The organism is Streptomyces sp. NPDC104371, from assembly GCF_055583785.1.
Genome location: NZ_JBVJNF010000002.1, coordinates 543,344 through 565,180, shown reverse-complemented (window position 1 = coordinate 565,180; position 21,837 = coordinate 543,344). Strand labels below are relative to the sequence as shown.

The window sequence follows — 21,837 nt, the reverse complement described above, 5'->3', positions numbered from 1 at the left end:
TGGTACGGCGCCCGGTGGTCGCGTCGGAAAGGACGTCAGCGGTCGTCTATGTCACGTCCGCGCGCCTGATCCGCCGGGAATACGGGCCCTTCGGGGCGGTGCCGCTCCTCCAGGTCTCTGACCAGGTCCTGGAGTTCGGAGCGGATCCAGTCCCGGGTGGTGACCTCGCCGAGGCCCGCGCGCAGCGCGGCGATCTCTCGGGTCAGATACTCGGTGTCCGCGATCGACCGCTCGTTCTGCCGACGGTCCTGTTCGAGGTTGACCCGGTCGCGGTCGGCCTGGCGGTTCTGCGCGAGCAGGATCAGCGGGGCCGCGTAGGAGGCCTGGAGGGACAGCATCAGCGTCAGGAAGATGAATGGGTACGGGTCGAAGCGCAGATGACGCGGGGCGGCGACGTTCCACACCAGCCAGACGGTGATGACCACCGTCATCCAGACGATGAACCGTCCGGTCCCGAGGAAGCGCGCGATCTGCTCCGACATGCGCCCGAAGGCCTCGGGGTCCCACTCGGGCAGCAGCCGGGCGCGGCGCGGCAGCGGCTGGTCGAGCCGGGGGCGGGTGGCGGCGGTCGCGCCCGAAGGGGACCTGCCGCGCTCAGACGCCATCGGCGCCCCCCTCGTCCTCCAGATGGAACTCCGTCTCGCGCCAGTCGTCGGGGAGCATGTGGTCCAGGACGTCGTCCACGGTCACCGCGCCGAGCAGCGAGCCCGACTCGTCGACGACGGGCGCCGCGACCATGTCGTACGTGGCGAAGAACCCGGCCACCACGGGCAGCGCCGCGTCCGGGGCCAGGGGCTGCAGATCGTCGTCCAGGAGCGAGCTGACGAGCGTGTACGGGGGGTCGCGCAGCAGCCGCTGGAAGTGCACGGTCCCGAGGTACTTGCCGGTCGGCGTCTCGTCCGGCGGGCGGCAGACGTACACCTGGGCGGCGAGCGCGGGGGACAGGTCGGGGTTACGGATCCGGGCGAGCGCGTCGGCGACGGTGTCGTCGGGCCGCAGCACGATCGGCTCGGTGGTCATCAGCCCGCCCGCGGTCTTCTCCTCGTACGACATCAGGCGGCGCATGTCGGCCGCGTCGGCGGGCTTCATCAGGCTCAGCAGCCGCTCCTTCTCCTCCTCCGGCAGCTCGGCGAGCAGATCGGCGGCGTCGTCCGGGTCCATCGCCTCCAGGACGTCGGCGGCGCGCTCCTCCTGGAGCTTGCCGAGGATCTCGATCTGGTCGTCCTCCGGCAGCTCTTCGAGGACATCGGCGAGCCGGTCGTCGTCCAGGGCGGCGGCGACCTCGGCGCGGCGCTTGGCGGAGAGGTGGTGCAGGACGTTGGCGAGGTCGGCGGGCCGGAGCTGTTCGAAGGTGGCCAGCAGGCTCTCGGCGCCCTGCCCCTGCTCCTCCAGGGAGAACCCGGTGACGGCGGACCACTCCACCAGGATCGTCTCGCCCTTGCTGCGCCGGAACGTTCCGCCCTTGCCCCGGCGTACGAAGACCCGGTCCACCTCCCAGTCCCGGCGGGCCGGCAACTGCTGCACGGAGAGGTCGAGAACGGTGACCTCCTCGTCGGTCTCGACCAGCCGGACGCGCCGGTCGAGCAGATCCCCGAACACCAGCCGCTCGGTGGGCCGCTGCTCGAAGCGGCGGACGTTCAGCACCCCGGTCGTGATGACCTGGCCGGACTCGACACCGGTCACCCGGGTCATGGGCAGGAACACCCGGCGGCGGGTGGTCAGTTCGACCACCAGGCCGAGCAGCCGCGGGGAGCGCCGCCCGACGCGCAGCATGACGACGAGGTCGCGCACGCGCCCCACCTGGTCGCCGGTGGGGTCGAAGACGGCGACGCCGGACAGATGCGAGACGAAGATGCGAGGGGCGCTTGCCGCCATGCCCGCGCCTCCTGTTCCTGCCGTTTCGTCCGCTCCGATGGGCTTCAGGCTAGCCCGTCCCGATGCGGTACGCCCTGGTGAGTGGTGCGGACGGACTGGCTCCGGCGGGCCCCGCGGGCACCGGTACGCTGCCGTACGCCGAGGACCCCCGCATGAGAGGCAACCCCACCTGTGACTGCGATTTCCCAGGGCCGTACCCGCCGTCGGGCCGCGTTGGCCGGTGCCCTGTGCGCACTGCTCGTGACGGGGGCGGGGCTGACGGGATGCAGCAGCGAGGAGGACCCCGACGCCGGGACGAACGGGGTGGGGAAGCTGTCGCCGGACAAGATCCAGAGCAGGACGCGCGCGGCGGCGAAGTCGGTGGCGACGGTGCGGCTCGCCGGGACCGTGGTCGGCAAGGACGGCACGTACACGCTCGACATGCGCCTCTCGGACAACGGCGGCACCGGGTCGGTCAGCTCGAAGAACGGGACGTTCCACCTGCTGAAGGTGGGCGAGCAGCTCTATCTGAAGGCCGACGCCGCGTACTGGAGCCACGGGGGCGAGGCGGACGGCAAGGGCTCGGAGGCCGCGGCCGACAAGCTCGAAGGCAAGTACGTGAAGGTCCCGGAAGGGGATCCGACCTACCAGCGCTTCAGCGGCTTCACCGACAAGAATGCGCTGCTGGACGGGCTTCTCACGCTGCACGGCACGCTGGCGACGGACGGCAGGCACCAGCAGGACGGCGTCCGCACCATCCGGATCACCGGCGACAAGGGCGCGGGCGGCACGCTGGACGTCAGCCTGGAGGGAACCCCCTTCCCGCTGCGCCTGGTCCGGGCCGGGAACGCGGGGACCCTGCGGTTGGCGGACTGGGGCAAGGACGTCGCGCTGAAGGAGCCGTCGAAGGACGAGACGGTGGACTACGGGCAGCAGTTGCCGAGTTCCTGAGCGGCTCCCGTACGCCGGGCCCGCGTCGCCACGGCTACCGCTGCCGCTTGCGCCCCCGCCGCAGCAGGCGGGGCAGGGCCGCCGGGATCGGGTGACGGGTCGTGGCCGGGGTCGGGACCGGGGCCGCGGCCTGGGCGTCGGAGGGCAGCGGCAGCGTCGTGCCCCGGGGGACGAGGCGCACCACCCGGCACTCCCGCCGCCACCGCCCCGGCATCTCCTCGCCGTCGGTGGCGTTGAGCCGCTTGCCCTTGAGCTGGGCGACCGTGTCCTCCCACTCGGGCGAGTCCGGCCGCAGCTCCACCACCGTCGCGGGCCAGGTGACGATCCGTCCGCCCTTGTCCTTGCTGCGGACCGTGACGACCGCCGCGCCGCCGTCGACCAGGCCGGGCAGCGGCTGCTCGCCGGGGCCGTCGCCCACCACGCACGCCGCGCCCTCGTGCCACACATGCCACAGCGCGCGAGCGGGCGCGCCCCGGCCGTCCGCGGCGGAGGCCGACGGCGCGCCCTGGACCCAGATGAGCCCGGACTTCTTCGTGGCCTCCTCGACGAGGGCCCGGTCGAGCAGCTCGCTTGTCATACGGCCCAGCCTAGTGGCGCCGCTCGGGCGTTCTCACAGCCAGCCGTTCCGCTTCAGGGTGCGGTGGATGCCCAGACAGATGGCCGCCGTGATGCCCAGCACCGCCGGGTAGCTGTATGTCCACTCCAGCTCCGGCATGTGCTTGAAGTTCATGCCGTAGACCCCACAGACCATGGTCGGTACGGCGATGATCGCCGCCCACGCCGTGATCTTGCGCATGTCCTCGTTCTGCGCGACGGACGCCTGCGCCAGATTGGCCTGGAGGATCGAGTTCAGCAGCTCGTCGAAGCCCACCACCTGCTCATGGACCCGGGCGACGTGGTCGGCGACATCGCGGAAGTACTTCTGGATGTCCGGGTCGATCAGCCGCATGGGCCGCTCGCTCAGAAGCTGCATCGGCCGCAGCAGCGGCGCCACCGCCCGCTTGAACTCCAGTACCTCACGCTTGAGTTGGTAGATACGACCGGCGTCAGTGCCGCGCGGCGTCCCCTTGCGGCCCGGCGAGAACACCTCCGTCTCCACCTCGTCGATGTCGTCCTGCACCGCGTCCGCCACCGCGATGTAGCCGTCGACCACATGGTCGGCGATCGCGTGCAGCACCGCCGAGGGGCCCTTGGCCAGCAGCTCCGGTTCGTCCTGGAGACGGCGCCGCAGCGCCCGCAGCGAGCCCTGGCCGCCGTGCCGGACGGTGATGAAGAAGTTCCGCCCGGTGAAGCACATGACCTCGCCGGTCTCGACCAGCTCGCTGTTGGCGGTCAGTTCGTCGTGGTCGACGTAGTGGATGGTCTTGAAGACCGTGAACAGCGAGTCGTCGTACCGCTCCAGCTTCGGCCGCTGGTGCGCCTGCACCGCGTCCTCGACCGCCAGCGGGTGCAGCCCGAACTCGCCGGCGATACCGGAGAATTCGGCCTCGGTCGGCTCGTGCAGTCCGATCCATACGAAGTCCCCGTCGCGCCGCACCTGGCGCATCGCCTCCTGCGGGGACAGCGGCTCGCGCGTCTCCACGCGGACGCCGTTCCGGTAGACGGCGCAGTCGACGACGGCGGAGGGGGTCTCGGGGCTGCGGGTGGTGGTGTACGCGGTGTCGTTCGTGCGCGGCACGACCGGGCGGGACGACGGACGGACCACGGCGGCGCGCAGGTCACGAATCATCGACATGACGGGCTCCTTCGCAACGAGGCAGCGAGAGGCGCCGGGGGCGGGTGGAACTACCCGGAATGAGGACGTCCGGAACGCGGATGTTTGGCACGTCCACAAAGCGGGGAGCACCGCACCGTCAGGGGCGGGGTTCGCTACGGGGGTGGCGGGTTTCGCACTTGAGTCAGATCAGGCAGAACGGAACGATTCGCTCTTCCGTGCACATGCGAGAGGTGGCAGCCAGGCCGGCTACGTCAGCGGCCGGAAGAACGGGTGGTACTGCACGGTCGACTTCGGTCCATTGCAGTCCCACCTCCTCGGGCCGGTCCCCAGTGGGGAAGTCTCATCGGCGTCGGGGCCGGATCGCGACGCTTCTGCGTGCTGCCCCGAACGACCGGGCAAGACTATCAGCCGACTGAAGTGTCAAGGCGCCGCTTTGCCCGCTACTGACGAGTTCTATGCTCGCCGCATGGCTGATGTTCTTCCCGTGGTCGAGGCCCGTCTGCGTACCGCACTGGGTGAGCCGGACGCGCGCGCCGTGGTCACCTTCCTGGGCACGGACCGCATCGAGGTGCTGCGCTTCCAGGAGGGGGACATCGTCCGGTACGCCACGCTCGGCATGTCCGCCCAGCCCATGACGGACCCCACGACCGTGGTCGCCGACCCGGTCAAGGGCCCGCGCGCCGAGCTGGTCCTCTCCGTGCGCGGGGGCCTGGCCGACACCGACAAGGTGCTCCGGCCGCTCGCGGTACTCGCCGCGTCCCCGCAGGTCGAAGGCGTGGTCGTGGCCCCCGGCGCCTCGCTCGACGTCGGCGGCCCGCTGTGGCCCGGCGCCCCCTTCACCTCGGTCCTGGTCGCCGAGCCGGGCGGCCTGGTCGAGGACCTCGAACTCGACGCGCCCCTGGACCCCGTACGGTTCCTGCCGTTGCTGCCCATGACCCCGAACGAGGCCGCCTGGAAGCGGGTGCACGGCGCGCAGGCCCTCCAGGAGCGCTGGCTGACGCACGGGACGGATCTGCGGGACCCGTCCCGCACGTCCGTCCCGCTGGAGTGAGCGATCTCACCTCGCTCGCCAAGAGGTGGTCGGCGGGCGTCAGTTGGCGGCCGTGCGGGCATTCGCCCCGGTCGGCGCCTCGCGCAGCCCGGTGACCGCGGCCGGTCCGCCCCGGCCGCGGGGCGCGCTGCGGACGGGTGATCGTCCTTGACGCGGCGCTGGACGGGGAGGACCGTGGGGCCCTATGAGGGGTGAACCCAGTTGCCCGAGATGCGGTGGCCGGGTCAGGGCTCCCGGACTCTTCGCCGACTCCTGGCAGTGTGATGTGCACGGTGCCGTGCATCCGCTCCAGCCCGTGATCCCGCCCAGTGTCGAGGCCCTCGGTGTCGTGGTGCACCGCGCCGAGGTGCCGGTCTGGATGCCCTGGCCACTGCCGGTCGGCTGGCTGTTCACGGGCGTGGCCTACGCGGGCGACGACCGCAGCGGAGGCCGGGCCACCGCCGTGGCGTGCTCCGGTCCCGGGCCGCTGGGCGGCGTGGGCGAGCTGGTCCTCGTCGGCGAGGAGCTGGGCGTCGGCCTCGGCGCGCGGTACGCGGGCATCGACGGCCCGGACCCCGGCCCGTATCTCGACGTCGAGAAGCCACCCCAGGCGAAGGTGCTGGCCGCCGGCCGCCCCACCCCCCTGTGGCATGTCTCGGACACCCCCGACGACCGCGCGGTCTTCGCGGGCGAGGCGCGCGGCCTGTGGCTGTGGGCGGTCGTCTGGCCGGAGCAGACGGGGATGCTCATGTACGACGAACTGGTGCTGACGGATCTGCGCGACGCGGGGGCCGAGGTGGACCTGCTGCCGTACGGGGCGCTGTCCCCGCGCCTGCTGGAGCCGTGACCGCGTGGGGTGTCGTACCCCGGCGGGTGCAGGGGACGTATCCGCAGTTCAGGTGTGACGTATCCGCAGATCAGGTGTGACGAGAGAGTCGGACGAGGGGGTCGAAATCCCCGTTATCCTGGAGCGTCCCCTATTTGTCCCGTCCCCGCTGGGAGGCCGTGTCGTGCGCATCGACCTGCACGCCCACTCCACCGCCTCCGACGGTACGGACACCCCGGCCGAGCTGGTGCGCCGCGCCGCTGCCGCCGGACTCGACGTCGTCGCGCTCACCGACCACGACACCACCCGCGGCCATGCCGCGGCGATCGCCGCGCTGCCCGAGGGGCTGACCCTCGTCACCGGCGCCGAACTCTCCTGCCGGCTCGGTGGCGCCGGCGTGCATCTGCTGGCCTATCTCTTCGACCCCGAGGAGCCCGACCTGCTCGCCGAGCGCGAGCTGGTGCGGGACGACCGGGTGCCGCGGGCCCACGCCATGATCGCCAAGCTGCGGGCGCTGGGCGTGCCGATCACCTGGGAGCAGGTGGCGCGCATCGCGGGCGACGGCTCGGTCGGACGGCCGCACATCGCCTCCGCGCTGGTCGGCCTCGGGGTCGTCGGATCCGTCTCGGACGCGTTCACGCCCGAGTGGCTGGCCGACGGCGGTCGCGCCTACGTCGAGAAGCACGACAGCGATCCCTTCGAGGCGATCCGGCTGGTCAAGGCCGCGGGCGGGGTCGCCGTCCTCGCGCACCCGGCGGCCTCGAAGCGCGGGAAGACCCTGCCGGAGTCCGCCCTCGCGGACCTCGCCGCGGCGGGACTCGACGGCATCGAGGTCGACCACATGGACCACGACCCGGCCACCCGGGCACGGCTGCGCGGCCTGGCGGGCGAGCTGGGACTGCTCGCCACGGGCTCGTCCGACTACCACGGCAGCCACAAGACCTGTGTCCTCGGGGAGTTCACCACCGACCCCGAGGTGTACGGAGAGATCATCCGCCGGGCCACCGGGGCGTTCCCGGTGCCGGGCGCCGGTGGACGCCGGATCACCTGACCCTTTCGTAGCTCTCCGTGGCTCCGTAGCTCTCCGAGAGCCCCTGTTCTCGAGGCACCCGGCCCAGGCCGACGTGCCCCGCCGTCGCGCGCCATCGGCCGCGATCACTGTCCCCCGTCGCTGCGGCCTGCCCGCCGCCGCACGCTTGTCCGCACCTCTCGCAAGGCCCCCATGTTCGACGTCGCCGTCTTCGGTTCCCTCTTCCTCACCCTCTTCGTGATCATGGATCCCCCTGGGATCATCCCGATCTTCCTCGCGCTGACCTCCGGGCGTCCCGCCAAGGTGCAGAAGCGCATGGCCTTCCAGGCCGTCTGCGTGGCCTTCGGTGTCATCGCCGTGTTCGGTGTGCTCGGCCATCAGATCCTCGACTACCTGCATGTCTCCGTGCCCGCGCTGATGATCGCGGGCGGGCTGCTGCTTCTGCTGATCGCGCTCGACCTGCTGACCGGCAAGACCGACGAGCCGCAGCAGACCAAGGACGTCAACGTCGCCCTCGTGCCCCTCGGTATGCCGCTGCTGGCCGGGCCGGGCGCGATCGTGTCCGTGATCCTCGCCGTGCAGAAGGCCGACAGCGTGGGCACCCAGGTGTCCGTGTGGACGGCGATCCTCGCGATCCATGTCGTGCTGTGGCTGGTGATGCGCTACTCGCTGCTGATCATCCGCGTGATCAAGGACGGCGGCGTGGTCCTCGTGACCCGGCTCGCGGGCATGATGCTCTCCGCGATCGCCGTGCAGCAGATCATCAACGGCATCACCCAGGTCGTCCAGGGAAGCTGACACAGGCGTCCCGGACACTCCCGATACACACGGAGCCCCGTACGGCATCTGCCGTACGGGGCTCCGACGTCTTCTGCCCTGCCCAGGGCCGAGCGGTTACGAGGCGGGCGTGTCGGCCGGGCGGATCCACAGCCGCTGACCCATGGCCGCGGCCTGCTGAACGATCTGCTTGACGGAGGCGGCGTCTACGACGGTGCTGTCCACGGCCGTGCCGTCGACGTCATCGAGTCGCATGATTTCGAAGCGCAAGGGCTTCTCCCTTCGTCTGGTCATCCTCCTGAGGAGAACTACTGGATGTGTGCGGCGCGCGAGGCGGCTCTGCCCCGGTCCTGCAGGGAGAACGAGTTGCACGTTGCAAAGATTCCCTACGCTAAGGAAAATTTTCGAATCCCTAAGCATTGGTCGAGATCAAGCCGATATGGTGCGGGTCGTGTCGCACAGGACACTGTTTGGGGCCGGTTGTGTTCGCAGCGTGACCGCCGGGACAATGGAGGCATATGAACGACGACCTGGCGGCGCTCGGCGCCCGCATCGACCGTACGAACGAGCTGCTCCAGCGCATGCTCGCCGAGGTGGCGAAGACGCCGTCGACGCATGCGATCTTCGTCGACGCCGGCTATCTGTACGCGGCCGCGGGCCGGCTCGTCGCCGGCACGGAGGACCGCCGGGCCTTCGACCTCGACGCCGAGGGGATGATCGACGCGCTCATCGACATGGCGCGCACGGTCTTCGCCGACAGCCGACTGCTGCGCGTGTACTGGTACGACGGCGCCCGGCGCCGTATCCACACGGCGGAGCAGCAGTCCATCGCCGAACTGCCGGACGTGAAGGTGCGGCTCGGCAATCTCAACGCCAACAACCAGCAGAAGGGTGTCGACTCCCTCATCCGCTCCGACCTGGAGTCACTGGCCCGGCATCGCGCCATCAGCGACGCGGCGCTCATCGGCGGCGACGAGGACCTGGTCTCGGCGGTCGAGGCGGCGCAGGGGTACGGCGCCCGGGTGCATCTGTGGGGCATCGAGGCGCCCGAGGGCCGCAATCAGGCGGAGCCGCTGCTGTGGGAGGTCGACAGCCAGCGCACGCTCGAACTCGACTTCTTCAAGCCGTACGTGGCGCGGCGCACCGTGGCGTACGAGGCGTCGTCCTCGGCCCGTCCCACGCGCGAGGACGTCCGCTTCGTGGGCGCGCAGATCGCGGCGAAGTGGCTGGCCGCGCGGGGCCGGGAGTCACTGGCGGAGCTGCTGCCCGGACACCCGTATCTGCCTGGCTCCGTCGACCAGGACCTGCTGGTGGAGGCGGAGGGGCTGCTGCAGTACTCGCTGCGCGGCCAGGCGGATCTGCGGCGCACGCTGCGGGACGGGTTCTGGGACCACCTTCAGGCGCAGTACTAGGGCAGTACCAGGGCGGTACTAGGACGGGGCGGTCGTAGGCAGGCCGTCCCAGAAGGCCGCGAGGGCGCGGGCCGTCACGGCGGGCTGTTCGGTGTTGGGGGAGTGCTCCGCGTGCGGCACGACGGTGCGGTGGGCGTCCAGCCGGGCAGCCATGTCGTCCAGGAGCGGGACGGGCCAGGTGTCGTCGCGGACCCCGGACAGGACGTGCACCGGAAGGCCGGTGGCGGCCAGCTCGGCGACCCGGTCGGGTTCCTCGCACAACTGCCGCCCCGTGGCCACGAGCTGGGCGGGGCTGGTGCCGATCCAGCGCCGACGCAGGCCCGCCCCGTCGGAGAGCCCCTCGTCGAGGCCCCCGGTGGCGGCCTCCTCGGCCGGCTCCATGGCCTGCATGACGTCCCAGACCTGGGCCATGTCCATCACGGTGAGGGCGTCGCGCAGCAGCTTGACGCGCTCCTGCTGGGCGGCGGAGATCGCGGCCGGACCGGAGGACATGAGGGTGAGGGAGACGAACGGGGACGCGTCGAGGAGGACGGCGGCGCGGGCGATCTGACCGCCCAGTGAGTGCCCCAGAAGATGTACGGGGCCTTCGACGGCATGGGCCTGCGCGATGACGTCCCGCGCCAACTCGCTCTGGGCGTACGGTGCTTCGTCGTCCCGGGGGCCGGGGGACTCGTACTGTCCCCGGCCGTCGAGCGCGACGGTCCGGTACCCGAACGTCGCGAGCAGCGGTTGCAGGAGGATGAAGTCCTCCTTGCTCGCGGTGAATCCCGGCAGCAGGAGGGCGGTCCCCTTGACGTACGGCGTCGCCGCGTCGGCGTCCAGTACGGCGAACTCCCCGCGCGCCGTGGCGAGCCGGTGGGCCCGGAGGCCGGGCGGCGGGTCGAAGGTGGGGGGACGGCTCATAGGGCGAGGTTACCGGGCGGTCGGGGCGGCGAAAGGGCGGGGTTGAGCGACCTCGCAGCGCGACGCCGAAGGCCCGCCCCCACGCGGTGTGGGAGCGGGCCTTCGGGTTGCTGACGCGTCAGCCCTCCACGGCCTTGCGCGTACGACGGCGCGGCTTCGCCGGGGCCTCGTCCGCCGACGCGGCGACCTCCGGCTCGGCGGCCACGGCCTTGCGCGTACGGCGCTTCGGCTTGGCCTCGGGCTCCTCGCCCGCCTGCGCGGGGATCACGGCCTCGACCTTGGCCTCGGCGGTCTTGCGGGTGCGGCGGCGGGGCTTGGTCTCCGCGGCCTCCGTGGCCTCCGCCGGGACCTCGGGGGTCTCGGTGGCGGCCGCGGTCTTGCGGGTGCGGCGCGGCTTGGCGAGGGCTTCGTCCGTCGTCGCGGTGGCTTCGGCGGTCTTGCGGGTCCGTCGCGGCTTGGCCGGGGCTTCCGTCTCGGCCGGGGTGCCTTCCGCGGTGTCGACGGCGGTCTCTGCTGCCTTGCGGGTGCGGCGGCGGGGCTTGGCCTCCGTGACCTCCGTGGCCTCCGCCGGGACCTCGGGGGTCTCGGTGGTGGCCGCGGTCTTGCGGGTGCGGCGCGGCTTGGCGGGGGCCTCGTCCGTCGTCGCGGTGGCTTCGGCGGTCTTGCGGGTGCGGCGCGGCTTGGCCGGGGCTTCCGTCTCGGCCGGGGTGCCTTCCGCGGTGTCGACGGCGGCTTCGGCGGTCTTGCGGGTGCGGCGGCGGGGCTTGGTCTCCGCGACCTCCGCGACCTCCGCCGGGACCTCGGGGGTCTCGACGGCGGCGGGAGCCTCCGCCTCCACGGCCTTGCGCGTCCGACGACGGCGCGGCTTCTCCACCGGCTCAGCGGCCTCCGCCGTGTCGACGGCGACCTCGGCGGCCTCGGGCTGTTCGGTCTCCGTCACCGTGGCGACCGCGACCGGCTCCGCCGACATTCCGCCGCGCGTACGGCGGCGCCGACGCGGCGTACGCGGCTCCACGGCCTCGGCCGTCTCCACGGCGGCCGTGGCGGCGGCGTCCGGAGCCTCCACCGCCGCGCCACCGCGCGTACGACGCCGACGGCGCGGCGTGCGCGCCGGACGCTCCGGCTCAGCGGACGGGGCGGAGGAATGGCGTCCGCGCGGCTTGCGGCCGCCCGTCTCGCCCAGGTCCTCCAGCTTCTCCGCCGCGAGCCCGGCGCGCGTGCGCTCCGAGCGCGGCAGCACGCCCTTGGTGCCCTCGGGGATGCTGAGGTCGGTGAAGAGATGCGGCGACGAGGAGTACGTCTCCGGCGGGTCGTTGAAGTCCAGCTCCAGCGCCTTGTTGATGAGCTGCCAGCGCGGGATGTCGTCCCAGTCGACGAGCGTGATCGCCGTACCCGACGCGCCCGCGCGGCCCGTACGGCCGATGCGGTGCAGATACGTCTTCTCGTCCTCGGGGGACTGGTAGTTGATGACGTGCGTGACGCCCTCGACGTCGATGCCGCGCGCGGCCACGTCCGTGCAGACGAGCACGTCCACCTTGCCGTTGCGGAAGGCGCGCAGTGCCTGCTCGCGGGCGCCCTGGCCCAGGTCGCCGTGGACCGCGCCCGACGCGAAGCCGCGCCGCTGGAGCTGCTCGGCGATGTCGGCCGCCGTCCGCTTCGTACGGCAGAAGATCATCGCGAGACCGCGGCCGTCGGCCTGCAGTATGCGCGCGACCATCTCCGGCTTGTCCATGGAGTGCGCGCGGTAGACGAACTGCGCGATGTTCGCGACGGTCGCGCCCTCGTCGTCCGGCGCGGTGGCGCGGATGTGCGTGGGCCGCGACATGTAGCGGCGGGCCAGGCCGATGACCGCGCCCGGCATGGTCGCCGAGAACAGCATGGTCTGGCGGCCGGCCGGAAGCATGTTGATGATCTTCTCGACGTCGGGCAGGAAGCCCAGGTCGAGCATCTCGTCGGCCTCGTCGAGCACCAGGCACTTCACGTGCTTCAGGTCGAGCTTGCCCTGGCCGGCGAGGTCCAGCAGACGGCCCGGGGTGCCGATGACGACATCGACGCCGTTCTTGAGGGCCTCCACCTGGGGTTCGTACGCACGGCCGCCGTAGATCGCGGTGACGCGGACGTTGCGCACCTTGCCCGCGGTCAGGAGGTCGTTGGTGACCTGCGTGCACAGCTCGCGCGTGGGGACGACGACGAGCGCCTGCGGGGCGTCGGTGAGCGCCTCCGGCTTCGCGCGGCCCGCCTCGACGTCGGCGGGGACCGTGACGCGCTCGAGGAGCGGAAGACCGAAGCCCAGCGTCTTGCCGGTGCCGGTCTTGGCCTGGCCGATGACGTCGGTGCCGGAGAGGGCTACGGGGAGCGTCATCTCCTGGATGGGAAAGGGATGCGTGATGCCGACGGCTTCCAGAGCCTCGGCCGTCTCGGGAAGGATCCCGAGTTCTCGGAAGGTGGTAGTCAGGGTGCTGCCTCTTCTGTGAACGCGGTGCGAGGCGAGCGCGGGGGTCGTGACCGTGCCGGAATCACGTCGGCCTGCCAGGGGCGGCCTGTGGCACGGGACCACGCCGACGCTCCAGCGCTCGTACCGCTGAGGGTCCCTCCGGTTGTCGTAGGCCCCAGGGCCGTACTGACGAGGAGGGCTGTCGGGTCGGAGCCGATCGGGCCACCGACCGGGCATCCTCATACGTGCGGCCCGTCGAGACCTCGGCAGGCGCATTACCACCATACCCCGGAATCGCGCACGCGCGTCGGGCGATTCCGTCACGTAGTCGTCGTCACACTGATCGACCGCGAGGCTCGATGACACGGTGCGCGGGCTATTGTGCGCTTCATGACGACGCCTGACCACGCCCCCGACGCACCCGCCGAAGCCACCGGAGTCGCCGCCCAGGACTGGGCGAAGGCCTCCGTCGATCCCCAGTACCGCGCTGCCGTCGTGGACCTGCTCGGCGCCCTCGCCTACGGGGAACTGGCGGCGTTCGAGCGGCTCGCGGAGGACGCGAAGCTCGCACCGACGCTCACGGACAAGGCGGCGCTGGCGAAGATGGCGTCCGCCGAGTTCCACCACTTCGAGCGGATCAGGGACCGGCTCACCGAGATCGGCTCAGGGCCGACGGAGGCGATGGAGCCGTTCGTCGTGGCGTACGACAGCTTCCACCGGCAGACCGCGCCCGCGGACTGGCTGGAGGGGCTCGTCAAGGCGTACGTGGGCGACTCGATCGCCAGCGACTTCTACCGCGAGGTCGCCGCCCGGCTCGACAGCGATACGCGCGGGCTCATGCTCGCCGTCCTCGACGACACGGGGCACGCCAGCTTCGCCGTCGAGAAGGTGCGCGCCGCGATCGACGCCGACCCGCGCGTGGGCGGACGGCTCGCGCTGTGGGCGCGACGGCTGATGGGCGAGGCCCTGTCGCAGTCGCAGCGTGTGGTCGCCGAGCGGGACGCCCTGTCGACCATGCTCGTCGGCGGTGTCGCCGACGGCTTCGACCTCGCCGAGGTCGGCCGGATGTTCTCCCGGATCACCGAGGCGCACACGAAGCGGATGGCGGCGCTGGGCCTGGCCGCCTGATCAGTCACCTCGACTGTCCGGCCCTGCGGTGTCGCCGGGCCCGGCGCTCGGCCTCAGGCCGTCGCCGAACGGCGGCGGAGCCTTTCCGCGGGGCGCAGCAGCAGGGACAGCGAGGCCGCGCAGACCGCCAGCGCCCCGACGAGGGTCACCAGATGTCCGGTCGAGCCCAGCGCGCTGCGGGTGACCAACGCGCCGAACAGCGCCCCCGCGGCGCCGGTCGACAGCACCATCGCGCGGGCCGGAAGCCGATGGGGCAGGCGGCCGGCCGCCGCCCAGGCCAGGACGAGTCCGAGGACGGCGGAGCCGAGCGTTTCCACGAGCATGACGATTCCCTCCCGCACGGCTGCTGCCAGGGCGAAGCGGTCGTAGCCCGGTCCTACCCGTGGCACGCGGACCACAATCCCCTAGGGGACGACGCGAGGGGCCGGTGACAACGCGAGGGGCCCGGTGGCAGATGCCACCGGGCCCCTCGCGTGTGATCCGGACCTGCCGGATCCGTGACTACAGCGTTCCGAAGCCCACCTTGCGCGGAGCCGGCTCGCCGATCTCCACGTAGGCGAGACGGTCGGCCGGCACCAGAAGCTTGCGGCCGTGCTCGTCCACGAGGCTCAGGAGCTGGGCCTTGCCGGCCAGCGCCTCGGCCACGACCTGCTCGACCTCTTCGGCGCTCTGACCGCTCTCCAGCACGATCTCGCGGGGCGCGTGCTGCACGCCGATCTTGACCTCCACGGCTTTCCCTCCGACGGTCAGTGATGTGCGCGGCCGTCCGCGCCGTACCAGCACACATTAGCCCGGTGAGGGGATACGTACGCTCGGTCCCCGCACGCCAGGAGCGAACAGCGGACGGGAACAATCCCGGCCGCGCGCCCCCGCGCGGGGTCAGCGGGGGTGCGTCAGCTCTGCTGCTCGCTGCCGTGCAGCGGGAAGCCCGCGATGCCCCGCCAGGCCAGCGAGGTCAGCAACTGCACCGCTTGGTCACGCGGGACACTGCGGTCGCTGTGCAGCCAGGAGCGCGCCACGACCTGGGCGAGGCCGCCGAGCCCGGAGGCCAGCAGCATCGACTCGGCCCGCGAGAGGCCGGTGTCCTCGGCGATGACGTCGCAGATCGCCTCGGCGCACTCGTGCGTGACCTTGTCGACGCGCTCGCGCACGGCGGGCTCGTTCGTCAGGTCGGACTCGAACACCAGTCGGAAGGCGCCGCCGTCGTCCTCCACGTACACGAAGTACGCGTCCATCGTGGCCCGTACGCGCTGCTTGTTGTCCGTCGTCGACGCGAGCGCGGTCCGTACGGCCTGCAGCAGGGCCTCGCAGTGCTGGTCCAGCAGCGCCAGATACAGGTCGAGCTTGCCCGGGAAGTGCTGGTAGAGCACCGGCTTGCTGACGCCCGCGCGCTCGGCGATGTCGTCCATCGCGGCCGCGTGGTAGCCCTGCGCCACGAAGACTTCCTGTGCGGCGCCCAGCAACTGGTTCCGTCGGGCACGGCGCGGCAGGCGCGTGCCTCGCGGGCGTGCCGCCTCTGTCTGCTCGATGGCTGTCACGCCGCCTCCCAAATTCGTCCATATGCGGTGTGCGCCGCCCGGCCATCGTACTTTTCGGTAACCGTGGTGTGCGCGGTGCGAGCGCAGAATTTCACGGACCGACCAGCGGCGAAAGCCACGCGGGGATTTTCGGAAGGCGCGGGGCGCGCGGGGGCTTCACCGGTAGTCGTCCTCGTCGAGGCGGATGACGCGCTTCTGCTCCACGAGGTCAGCCTCGTTGGCGCGCAGCCGCTCCTCCTCGGTCACGGGTTCCTCCCGCTCCTGGGACTCTTCCGTGAACTCTTCCGCCGCGTCGTGCTCCGAGGCCTCCACGTCGAGCTCGACGGTCTCGGTCTCGTCCTCCTCGAACGTCTCGGGATCCGTGGGGTCTACGGTCATGGTGGGCTCCCTTCCCAGGTTCTGGAGCGCTCCTGAAAGAGGCAGGGGCCACAGGCGGGTACCCTGCTTCGAGCCTAGGAGACACCCGATCGGGACGCTATGTGCGGTGCGTGCCTCGTGTGCTTGTCGTATGTGATGGCTCACACAGGAATGGGCGCGTGATCGTCTCGTAACATTGCCGCATGTCTTCGACCGAGCTACCGCCTGTCCCGGCCGTCAACGCGCTCCCGAAGGTGTCGCCCGTCGAGGCCGAGGGCGGCGAGCGGCTCCGGTCGGTGAGACTGCCGGGGGCCACGCTCGCGGTGCGGACGGGGTCGTCGGGGAACGAGGGTCTGCAGCCCGCGCTCTATGTGCACGGACTCGGGGGCTCCTCCCAGAACTGGTCGGCGCTGATGCCCCTGCTCGACGGGCTCGTCGACGGCGAGGCGGTCGATCTGCCGGGCTTCGGTGACTCACCGCCCCCGGACGACGGCGACTACTCGGTCACCGGGCACGCGCGTGCGGTCATCCGCTATCTCGACGCGGCCGAGCGCGGCCCCGTACATCTGTTCGGCAATTCGCTGGGTGGCGCCGTCGCCACGCGCGTGGCGGCCGTACGGCCCGATCTCGTCCGTACGCTCTCCCTCGTCTCGCCCGCGCTCCCGGAGGTCTTCATCCAGCGCGGCGCGATCCCGACGGGGCTGCTCGCGCTGCCCGGCGTGGCCTCCCTGTTCACCCGGTGCACCAAGGAATGGACGCCCGAGGAACGCGTGCGCGGGGTCATGGCGCTGTGCTACGGCGACCCCGGGCGGGTCTCTCCGGAGGGCTTCCGCAACGCGGTCGAGGAGATGGAGCGGCGGCTGCGACTGCCGTACTTCTGGGACGCGATGGCGCGTTCCGTGCGCGGGATCGTGAACGCGTACACACTCGGCGGGCAGCACGGGCTGTGGCGTCAGGCGGAGCGGGTGCTCGCGCCGACGCTGCTCGTGTACGGCGGCCGGGACCAACTGGTGTCGTACCGGATGGCCCGGCGCGCGGCGCGCTCCTTCCGCGACTCCCGGCTGCTGACCCTGCCGGACGCGGGGCATGTCGCGATGATGGAGTACCCCGAGCAGGTGGCGGTGGCGTTCCGTGAACTCCTCGCCGCCGCGGGGCCGGGGGCCACGTTCGCGGGTGGGTCCGACCGTGCCGGCGCGGGGAGTTGAGGCGCGGCGTGGGACGACACAGCCGCAAGGGGCGGGACAACGGCACACGCGCGAACGCGGTCGCGGCCCCCGGTATACCGGGGACGGATCCGTCGGCCGGGGACACGCGCGCGTCCGCGACCGAGGCGACGCACGCGCGGGGCATCCCGCGGTTCCCCCAGTACGACAACACCGGGACACATGCCCGCGGGGCACAGGGCGCACCGGTCCGCGAGAGCCGGGGCGGCCATCCCGAGCAGCGTGAACCGGGCGGCGGCTGGGGCGAGTTCGGGCAGGGCGCCGCGCCCGCGGGGGTACGGCAGAGCGCGCCGCCCGGACGCCGTGGACCCGGCATCCCGGGCCAGCGGACGCAGGGCGGCCCGCGCCAGGAGTATCTCGACGCCTTCGACGAGGACGACGACGTCTTCGCGCCCCGGCGCCCCCGCACCCTTCGCACCGGCGGCAGGGGCGGCGGGAACGCGTCCGACGGCCCGCCACCGGCCGAGGCGGGCGGCGGGCGGCCCAAGGAGGGCGGCAAGGGGCGCACGTTCACCGGGATCGCGGCGGCGGCCGTCACCACGGCGCTCGCGGTCGTCGTGGCGGGCCAGGTCGCGGACGAGCACAGCGGCACGGCCGGGTCGTCGCAGTCCGCCACCGAACAGGGCGGCGACTCCTACGGCTCCTCCTCCGACGACGACGGTGCGACGCCCTCCGCCGCGCCGAGCGCGACCCCGCTGACGTACGAGCAGGCGATGCACCGCACGTATCCGCTCAGCGCCACCCTGAAGGGACCCGGCACGTTCGGCACGGTCCCCGGCACCGACAAGGTGTCCGGCAAGGGGAAGTACACCTACCGCGTGGACGTGGAGAAGGGCCTCGGCCTGGACGGCGAACTCTTCGCGCAGGCCGTGCAGCGCACCCTCAACGACAACCGCAGTTGGGCCCACGACGAGACACATGTCTTCGAGCGCGTCTCCTCCGGCAAGCCCGACTTCGTGGTCACCCTGGCCAGTCCCGGCACCACCGCCGCCTGGTGCGCCAAGTCGGGTCTGGACACGACGCAGGACAACGTCTCCTGCGACTCGGCGTCCACCGAGCGCGTGATGATCAACGCCTATCGCTGGGCGCGGGGTTCGACGACCTACGGCGACAAGATCTACCCGTACCGCCAGATGCTGATCAACCACGAGGTCGGTCACCGTCTCGGCAACAACCACGTCACCTGCCAGAAGGACGGCCAGTTGGCCCCGGTCATGCAGCAGCAGACCAAGTTCCTCGACCACGACGGGATCCACTGTCTGCCCAACCCCTGGCCGTATCCGAAGAGTTGACGGCGGGCTGACGGTGGGTCGATGGCGCGTTCCCGGCGTGTTGTCGGCGCGTCAAGGGGCCGTCCGATGCGTCCGCCGGTGGCTGCCTGATCTCGTAGCGCGCTAGAACGCGGTCCGTACGGGAAAGTTACGACCGTTCACCCCTTTTGGTGGCGCGATGGACAACCGTCCGTCGCGCCACCGTCGTGTCCGCATACGTTCGTCCCGCTGCGAGCCGCCGGGGCAACGGCGGCTCCTCGGACGGGAGATCGGGGGTGCGTTCGTGCGCATCGGACTGCTGACGGAGGGTGGCTATCCGTATGTGGGCGGTGAGGCCAGGCTCTGGTGCGAGCGCCTGGTACGCGGGCTCGCGCAGCACGAGTTCGACGTCTATGCGCTCAGCAGCGGCGAGCGGCAGGAGGTGGAGGGCTGGGTTCCGCTCCCGCCGCAGGTCAGCCGGGTACGGACGGCACCGCTGTGGACCGCGGAGGACGACGGCGTGGTCCATGGGCGCCGCGCGCGACGGCGGTTCGCCGAGGCGTACGGGGACCTGGTCGGCGCGCTGTGCTCGGCTGCGGAGCCGGGCGCGTCCGGAGCCGTCGACCCCGAGGCGGACCGTTTCGGCAGCGCTCTCTACGCCCTCGCCGAACTCGCCCGCGACGACGGCGGACTGAGCGGCGCGCTGCGGTCCGAGACCGCCGTACGCGCGCTGGAGAGCGCCTGTCACGCGCCGGGTGCCCTGCGCGCGGCGCGCACGGCGCGCGTGCCCGATCTGCTCGAGGTGGCCGCGCAGGTCGAACGCGCCCTGCGCCCCCTCTCGCTCGACTGGTACGCGGACGACGGGATCGGCGCGGTCGACCTCTGCCATGCCACGACGGGCGGCGCCGCGGCCCTCACCGGGCTGCTCGCGCGGCACTTCTCCGGGGTCCCGCTGCTCGTCACCGAGTACGGCGTCCGGTTGCGCGCCCACTACCTGGGGGCGCCGGACGAAACGCCCTCCGCGGTACGCGCGGTGCTCGCCGCCTTCCATCGCAGGCTGGCCGCCGAGGTGTACCGGCGCGCCGCGTGCATCACACCCGGCAACGCCCACGCGCGCCGGTGGCAGGAACGCTGCGGCGCCGACCGCGCCAAGCTGCGCACGGTCTACCCCGGCATGGAGGCGTCCCGCTTCACGGCGGTGGGCGAGTCGCCCGACGGCGCGGACCCGGCCACGCTGGTCTGGGTCGGGCGCGTCGAACCCGCCAAGGACCTGGTCTCCCTGCTCCACGCCTTCGCGCGGATCCGCGCGGCGGAGCCGACGGCACGGCTGCGGATCGTGGGGGCCGTCCCCGATCCCGAGGGCGCCGCCTACCTCGGGCACTGCAAGGCCCTGGCCGCCCATCTCTTCCCTGACGAGGCCGAAGGCGCGTACGCCGTCGGTGACAACCCGGTGTCCTTCGAGGACATCGGTGGTCCTCAGGCGCCCGACCTGGCGGAGGTCTACGGGTCCGGGGCGGTCGTCGTCCTGTCGAGCGTCATCGAGGGCTTCCCGATCAGCCTGGTGGAGGCCATGCTCTGCGGGCGGGCCACCGTGTCCACAGATGTCGGCGCGGTGGTCGAGGCCATAGGGGGTACGGGGCTCGTGGTCCCGCCGCGCAACCCGCGGGCGCTCGCGGAGGCGTGCGTGGCGTTGCTGCGCGACCCCGCGCGCCGTGCGCGCCTCGGCGCAGCCGCCCGCGCGCGAGCCCTCGAACTCTTCACCGTCGAGCGGAACACCGCGGCGTTCCACGAGCTGTATCTGGAGATCGTCTCCCACGTGCCGGTGCGGCGCGTGCTCGTCGACGGGGCGGGCGAACCGCGTCCCTTCGGCGCACCGACGGAGGCGCACCTGCCCGGCCGCTGGACCGGGCGACACCGCCCGCTCAGAAGACCGCGCTGGGCGTTGCCACCCGAACACGACCTGCCCGGACCCGACGTGCCCGAACATGACGTGCCCGGACACGACGTGACCGGACCCGAGACGCCCGAGCACGACACGTCCGAGCGCCACACGCGCGAGCGCCGAATGCCCCCGCACCGCACCCCCGAGCCCGACACGGCGGCACACCACGCGCCCGTCCCGGCGGCGGAGGGCGCGCGATGAGCGACCTCGGAGAACTGGACCGCCTCGCGCCCGCGGACGGCCTCGACACGGCCCGCACGCCGCCCCCGGCGCGCCGCGTCGGCGTCGACCCCGTCAAGGCGCTGATGCGACGCCACCACGACCTGTGCGAACGGGCCGTCGACCCACTGGAGATCGCGGCCGGACTGGAGGCGCACGGCCTGACCGACCGGGCCGCCGCGCGCTTCCGCCACCGCGACGTGTTCTCGCTCGCCGAGGAGATGTACGCGCGCGTGCCACGCTCAGGTGATCAACTCCCGCCGTCGTCCGACCCGTTGGACGCCGCCCAGGAGCGGGGACCCTGGGCCCTCCTCGCGCTGCTGCCCGGCGCGCTGTGCGCGGCCACCCTCGTCGGCCAGCGGCTCACCGAAGGCCGCGTCCGCGTCGCCGTCGTGGCGCTCGGCGTCCTCGCCGTCGCCCTCGGCCTGCGCGCGGCCCTGCGCCGCGGCCCGTTGCGCGCGCCGTCCGTCACCGCGCCGAACACCGGTCGCGCGGCCACCTGCTGGCTGCTCGCGTACGCCCTCCTCGGCGACGGACTGCTGCGCGCCGCACTGGAGGGCGGCCCCGACGGCCCCTGGCCCCCGGCTCCCGTACCCGTCCTGGCCCTCGCCCTGGCCTTCGCCCCGGCCACCTGGTGCGCCCGCCTCCTCGCCGTACGCGCGCGCCGCCGACTCGCGGCCAGCCGCGGCCTGGAGGAGTTCGCCTCCTCGATCACCCCGCTGCTGCTGGGCGTGGTCGCGCTCTTCCTGTGCGCCCTGGGCGCGCTGCTCGTGCTGTGCGGGCTCGTGCTCGGCGCGTACGAAGGCGTGGGCGCGTACGGGGGCGTGGGCGCGTACGCCGCCGCGGGTGCCCTCGGCGCGCTCCTGCTGATCGCCCGGCTGCTCACCGCGCACGGCTTCGGACAGGCTCCGGCGGTCGCTCTCGCCACCGCGGCCGCCGCCGAGGGCACGGCCCTGAGTTCGGTCTTCGCCGGGCGCCTCCCCGGCTGCTCGTTCCTGGCCACCCCGGTCCACGTCCTCGCCGACACCTGGGGCGTGGACGCCGTCCCCCTCGTCGTCTGCGCGCCGGTCGCCCTGATCCTGCTGATCCACGCGACCCGAACCCTCACCCGGGCCTCGGCCCACGCCCAGCCGCCCGGATCACCCTGAGCCCGCGGCTCGGGCCGCCCCACCGGCGACGCCCTGAGCCGCAGCCGTCGCCCGGGACCCGGTCCGCGCCCCGGGCACGCGCCTCCCGCGGGACCGAC

At 72.4% G+C, this 21,837-nt stretch carries 22 protein-coding genes; 11 read left to right on the top strand and 11 right to left on the bottom strand.

What is annotated here, in order from left to right; all coding sequences use genetic code 11:
• Window positions 1–35: 35 nt before the first annotated feature.
• Both ACZ60T_RS08390 and ACZ60T_RS08385 read right to left on the bottom strand, forming a co-directional pair.
• Window positions 36–605 carry a DUF1003 domain-containing protein gene (locus ACZ60T_RS08390; protein WP_365621913.1) on the bottom strand — a complete coding sequence of 190 codons (570 nt, stop codon included), beginning with the start codon at window positions 603–605 and terminating at the stop codon, window positions 36–38.
• A complete protein-coding gene (locus tag ACZ60T_RS08385) occupies window positions 595–1,875 on the bottom strand; it encodes a magnesium transporter MgtE N-terminal domain-containing protein (protein WP_365621916.1) in 1,281 nt (426 codons plus the stop codon). The genes ACZ60T_RS08390 and ACZ60T_RS08385 overlap by 11 nt, the downstream gene beginning before the upstream one ends.
• Window positions 1,876–2,046: 171 nt before the next feature.
• Between ACZ60T_RS08385 and ACZ60T_RS08380 the strand changes: the two genes are divergently transcribed.
• Window positions 2,047–2,805, top strand: coding sequence for a hypothetical protein (locus ACZ60T_RS08380; RefSeq protein WP_469665271.1), 759 nt, complete (start codon window positions 2,047–2,049; stop codon window positions 2,803–2,805).
• Between the two features lie 34 nt (window positions 2,806–2,839).
• Here ACZ60T_RS08380 and ACZ60T_RS08375 read toward each other — a convergent pair whose 3' ends face one another.
• Together ACZ60T_RS08375 and ACZ60T_RS08370 are read right to left on the bottom strand one after the other, a co-directional pair.
• Complete coding sequence (locus ACZ60T_RS08375; protein ID WP_469665270.1) at window positions 2,840–3,382, bottom strand: hypothetical protein; 543 nt, start codon at window positions 3,380–3,382, stop codon at window positions 2,840–2,842.
• Between the two features lie 33 nt (window positions 3,383–3,415).
• Window positions 3,416–4,540, bottom strand: coding sequence for a magnesium and cobalt transport protein CorA (locus ACZ60T_RS08370; protein ID WP_365621925.1), 1,125 nt, complete (start codon window positions 4,538–4,540; stop codon window positions 3,416–3,418).
• 448 nt (window positions 4,541–4,988) lie between these two features.
• On the opposite strand from ACZ60T_RS08370, the gene ACZ60T_RS08365 reads away from it, so the two are divergent.
• The 4 genes from ACZ60T_RS08365 (at window position 4,989) to ACZ60T_RS08350 (ending at window position 8,206) form a co-directional block, all read left to right on the top strand.
• A complete protein-coding gene (locus ACZ60T_RS08365; RefSeq protein ID WP_469665269.1) occupies window positions 4,989–5,573 on the top strand; it encodes a suppressor of fused domain protein in 585 nt (194 codons plus the stop codon).
• Between the two features lie 184 nt (window positions 5,574–5,757).
• Complete coding sequence (locus ACZ60T_RS08360; protein ID WP_365621931.1) at window positions 5,758–6,399, top strand: DUF6758 family protein; 642 nt, start codon at window positions 5,758–5,760, stop codon at window positions 6,397–6,399.
• A 163-nt stretch (window positions 6,400–6,562) separates the two neighbouring features.
• Complete coding sequence (locus tag ACZ60T_RS08355; RefSeq protein ID WP_469665268.1) at window positions 6,563–7,429, top strand: PHP domain-containing protein; 867 nt, start codon at window positions 6,563–6,565, stop codon at window positions 7,427–7,429.
• A gap of 171 nt (window positions 7,430–7,600) precedes the next feature.
• The gene (locus ACZ60T_RS08350; protein WP_365621937.1) at window positions 7,601–8,206 is read left to right on the top strand and encodes a MarC family protein; all 606 of its coding nucleotides are present in this window, start codon (window positions 7,601–7,603) and stop codon (window positions 8,204–8,206) included.
• 96 nt (window positions 8,207–8,302) lie between these two features.
• On the opposite strand, the gene ACZ60T_RS08345 is transcribed toward ACZ60T_RS08350, so the two are convergent.
• A complete protein-coding gene (locus ACZ60T_RS08345) occupies window positions 8,303–8,479 on the bottom strand; it encodes a hypothetical protein (protein WP_469665577.1) in 177 nt (58 codons plus the stop codon).
• 224 nt (window positions 8,480–8,703) lie between these two features.
• Here ACZ60T_RS08345 and ACZ60T_RS08340 point away from each other — a divergent pair, with 224 nt between their 5' ends.
• The gene (locus tag ACZ60T_RS08340) at window positions 8,704–9,597 is read left to right on the top strand and encodes an NYN domain-containing protein (RefSeq protein ID WP_365621943.1); all 894 of its coding nucleotides are present in this window, start codon (window positions 8,704–8,706) and stop codon (window positions 9,595–9,597) included.
• A gap of 18 nt (window positions 9,598–9,615) precedes the next feature.
• Here ACZ60T_RS08340 and ACZ60T_RS08335 read toward each other — a convergent pair whose 3' ends face one another.
• Window positions 9,616–10,500 (bottom strand): alpha/beta fold hydrolase, encoded by an 885-nt coding sequence (locus ACZ60T_RS08335; protein WP_469665267.1) that lies wholly within the window; start codon window positions 10,498–10,500, stop codon window positions 9,616–9,618.
• Between the two features lie 118 nt (window positions 10,501–10,618).
• Window positions 10,619–12,862 (bottom strand): DEAD/DEAH box helicase, encoded by a 2,244-nt coding sequence (locus ACZ60T_RS08330; protein WP_469665266.1) that lies wholly within the window; start codon window positions 12,860–12,862, stop codon window positions 10,619–10,621.
• Window positions 12,863–13,324: 462 nt separating this feature from the next.
• Here ACZ60T_RS08330 and ACZ60T_RS08325 point away from each other — a divergent pair, with 462 nt between their 5' ends.
• Window positions 13,325–14,062, top strand: a complete 738-nt coding sequence (locus ACZ60T_RS08325; protein WP_365621952.1) for a ferritin-like fold-containing protein — start codon at window positions 13,325–13,327, stop codon at window positions 14,060–14,062.
• A 53-nt stretch (window positions 14,063–14,115) separates the two neighbouring features.
• Here ACZ60T_RS08325 and ACZ60T_RS08320 read toward each other — a convergent pair whose 3' ends face one another.
• The 4 genes from ACZ60T_RS08320 to ACZ60T_RS08305 all read right to left on the bottom strand — a co-directional run bounded on the left by ACZ60T_RS08320 (window position 14,116) and on the right by ACZ60T_RS08305 (window position 15,978).
• Window positions 14,116–14,385 (bottom strand): hypothetical protein, encoded by a 270-nt coding sequence (locus ACZ60T_RS08320; protein ID WP_469665557.1) that lies wholly within the window; start codon window positions 14,383–14,385, stop codon window positions 14,116–14,118.
• A 178-nt stretch (window positions 14,386–14,563) separates the two neighbouring features.
• Entirely contained in the window at window positions 14,564–14,791 is a 228-nt protein-coding gene (locus tag ACZ60T_RS08315) for a DUF3107 domain-containing protein (RefSeq protein ID WP_252422236.1), read from the bottom strand.
• Window positions 14,792–14,955: 164 nt separating this feature from the next.
• Window positions 14,956–15,600 carry a TetR/AcrR family transcriptional regulator gene (locus ACZ60T_RS08310; protein ID WP_252422237.1) on the bottom strand — a complete coding sequence of 215 codons (645 nt, stop codon included), beginning with the start codon at window positions 15,598–15,600 and terminating at the stop codon, window positions 14,956–14,958.
• A gap of 156 nt (window positions 15,601–15,756) precedes the next feature.
• Window positions 15,757–15,978, bottom strand: a complete 222-nt coding sequence (locus ACZ60T_RS08305; protein WP_469665265.1) for a hypothetical protein — start codon at window positions 15,976–15,978, stop codon at window positions 15,757–15,759.
• 182 nt (window positions 15,979–16,160) lie between these two features.
• Between ACZ60T_RS08305 and ACZ60T_RS08300 the strand changes: the two genes are divergently transcribed.
• The 4 genes from ACZ60T_RS08300 to ACZ60T_RS08285 all read left to right on the top strand — a co-directional run bounded on the left by ACZ60T_RS08300 (window position 16,161) and on the right by ACZ60T_RS08285 (window position 21,739).
• On the top strand, window positions 16,161–17,162 hold the full coding sequence (locus ACZ60T_RS08300; protein ID WP_469665264.1) for an alpha/beta fold hydrolase: 1,002 nt from the start codon (window positions 16,161–16,163) through the stop codon (window positions 17,160–17,162).
• Window positions 17,163–17,170: 8 nt separating this feature from the next.
• Window positions 17,171–18,472, top strand: a complete 1,302-nt coding sequence (locus ACZ60T_RS08295; protein WP_469665263.1) for a DUF3152 domain-containing protein — start codon at window positions 17,171–17,173, stop codon at window positions 18,470–18,472.
• Window positions 18,473–18,734: 262 nt separating this feature from the next.
• On the top strand, window positions 18,735–20,573 hold the full coding sequence (locus ACZ60T_RS08290; RefSeq protein WP_469665262.1) for a DUF3492 domain-containing protein: 1,839 nt from the start codon (window positions 18,735–18,737) through the stop codon (window positions 20,571–20,573).
• Entirely contained in the window at window positions 20,570–21,739 is a 1,170-nt protein-coding gene (locus ACZ60T_RS08285) for a hypothetical protein (protein WP_469665261.1), read from the top strand. The genes ACZ60T_RS08290 and ACZ60T_RS08285 overlap by 4 nt, the downstream gene beginning before the upstream one ends.
• The last annotated feature ends 98 nt before the right edge of the window (window positions 21,740–21,837 follow it).

Coding starts and splice junctions, on each gene's coding strand:
- ACZ60T_RS08370 (WP_365621925.1), bottom strand. CDS start 4,540: ATGTCGATGATTCGTGACCTGCGCGCCGCCGTGGTCCGTCCGTCGTCC.
- ACZ60T_RS08350 (WP_365621937.1), top strand. CDS start 7,601: ATGTTCGACGTCGCCGTCTTCGGTTCCCTCTTCCTCACCCTCTTCGTG.
- ACZ60T_RS08320 (WP_469665557.1), bottom strand. CDS start 14,385: ATGCTCGTGGAAACGCTCGGCTCCGCCGTCCTCGGACTCGTCCTGGCC.
- ACZ60T_RS08365 (WP_469665269.1), top strand. CDS start 4,989: ATGGCTGATGTTCTTCCCGTGGTCGAGGCCCGTCTGCGTACCGCACTG.
- ACZ60T_RS08285 (WP_469665261.1), top strand. CDS start 20,570: ATGAGCGACCTCGGAGAACTGGACCGCCTCGCGCCCGCGGACGGCCTC.
- ACZ60T_RS08385 (WP_365621916.1), bottom strand. CDS start 1,875: ATGGCGGCAAGCGCCCCTCGCATCTTCGTCTCGCATCTGTCCGGCGTC.
- ACZ60T_RS08345 (WP_469665577.1), bottom strand. CDS start 8,479: ATGACCAGACGAAGGGAGAAGCCCTTGCGCTTCGAAATCATGCGACTC.
- ACZ60T_RS08330 (WP_469665266.1), bottom strand. CDS start 12,862: ATGACGCTCCCCGTAGCCCTCTCCGGCACCGACGTCATCGGCCAGGCC.
- ACZ60T_RS08305 (WP_469665265.1), bottom strand. CDS start 15,978: ATGACCGTAGACCCCACGGATCCCGAGACGTTCGAGGAGGACGAGACC.
- ACZ60T_RS08375 (WP_469665270.1), bottom strand. CDS start 3,382: ATGACAAGCGAGCTGCTCGACCGGGCCCTCGTCGAGGAGGCCACGAAG.
- ACZ60T_RS08300 (WP_469665264.1), top strand. CDS start 16,161: ATGTCTTCGACCGAGCTACCGCCTGTCCCGGCCGTCAACGCGCTCCCG.
- ACZ60T_RS08340 (WP_365621943.1), top strand. CDS start 8,704: ATGAACGACGACCTGGCGGCGCTCGGCGCCCGCATCGACCGTACGAAC.
- ACZ60T_RS08335 (WP_469665267.1), bottom strand. CDS start 10,500: ATGAGCCGTCCCCCCACCTTCGACCCGCCGCCCGGCCTCCGGGCCCAC.
- ACZ60T_RS08360 (WP_365621931.1), top strand. CDS start 5,758: ATGAGGGGTGAACCCAGTTGCCCGAGATGCGGTGGCCGGGTCAGGGCT.
- ACZ60T_RS08325 (WP_365621952.1), top strand. CDS start 13,325: ATGACGACGCCTGACCACGCCCCCGACGCACCCGCCGAAGCCACCGGA.
- ACZ60T_RS08390 (WP_365621913.1), bottom strand. CDS start 605: ATGGCGTCTGAGCGCGGCAGGTCCCCTTCGGGCGCGACCGCCGCCACC.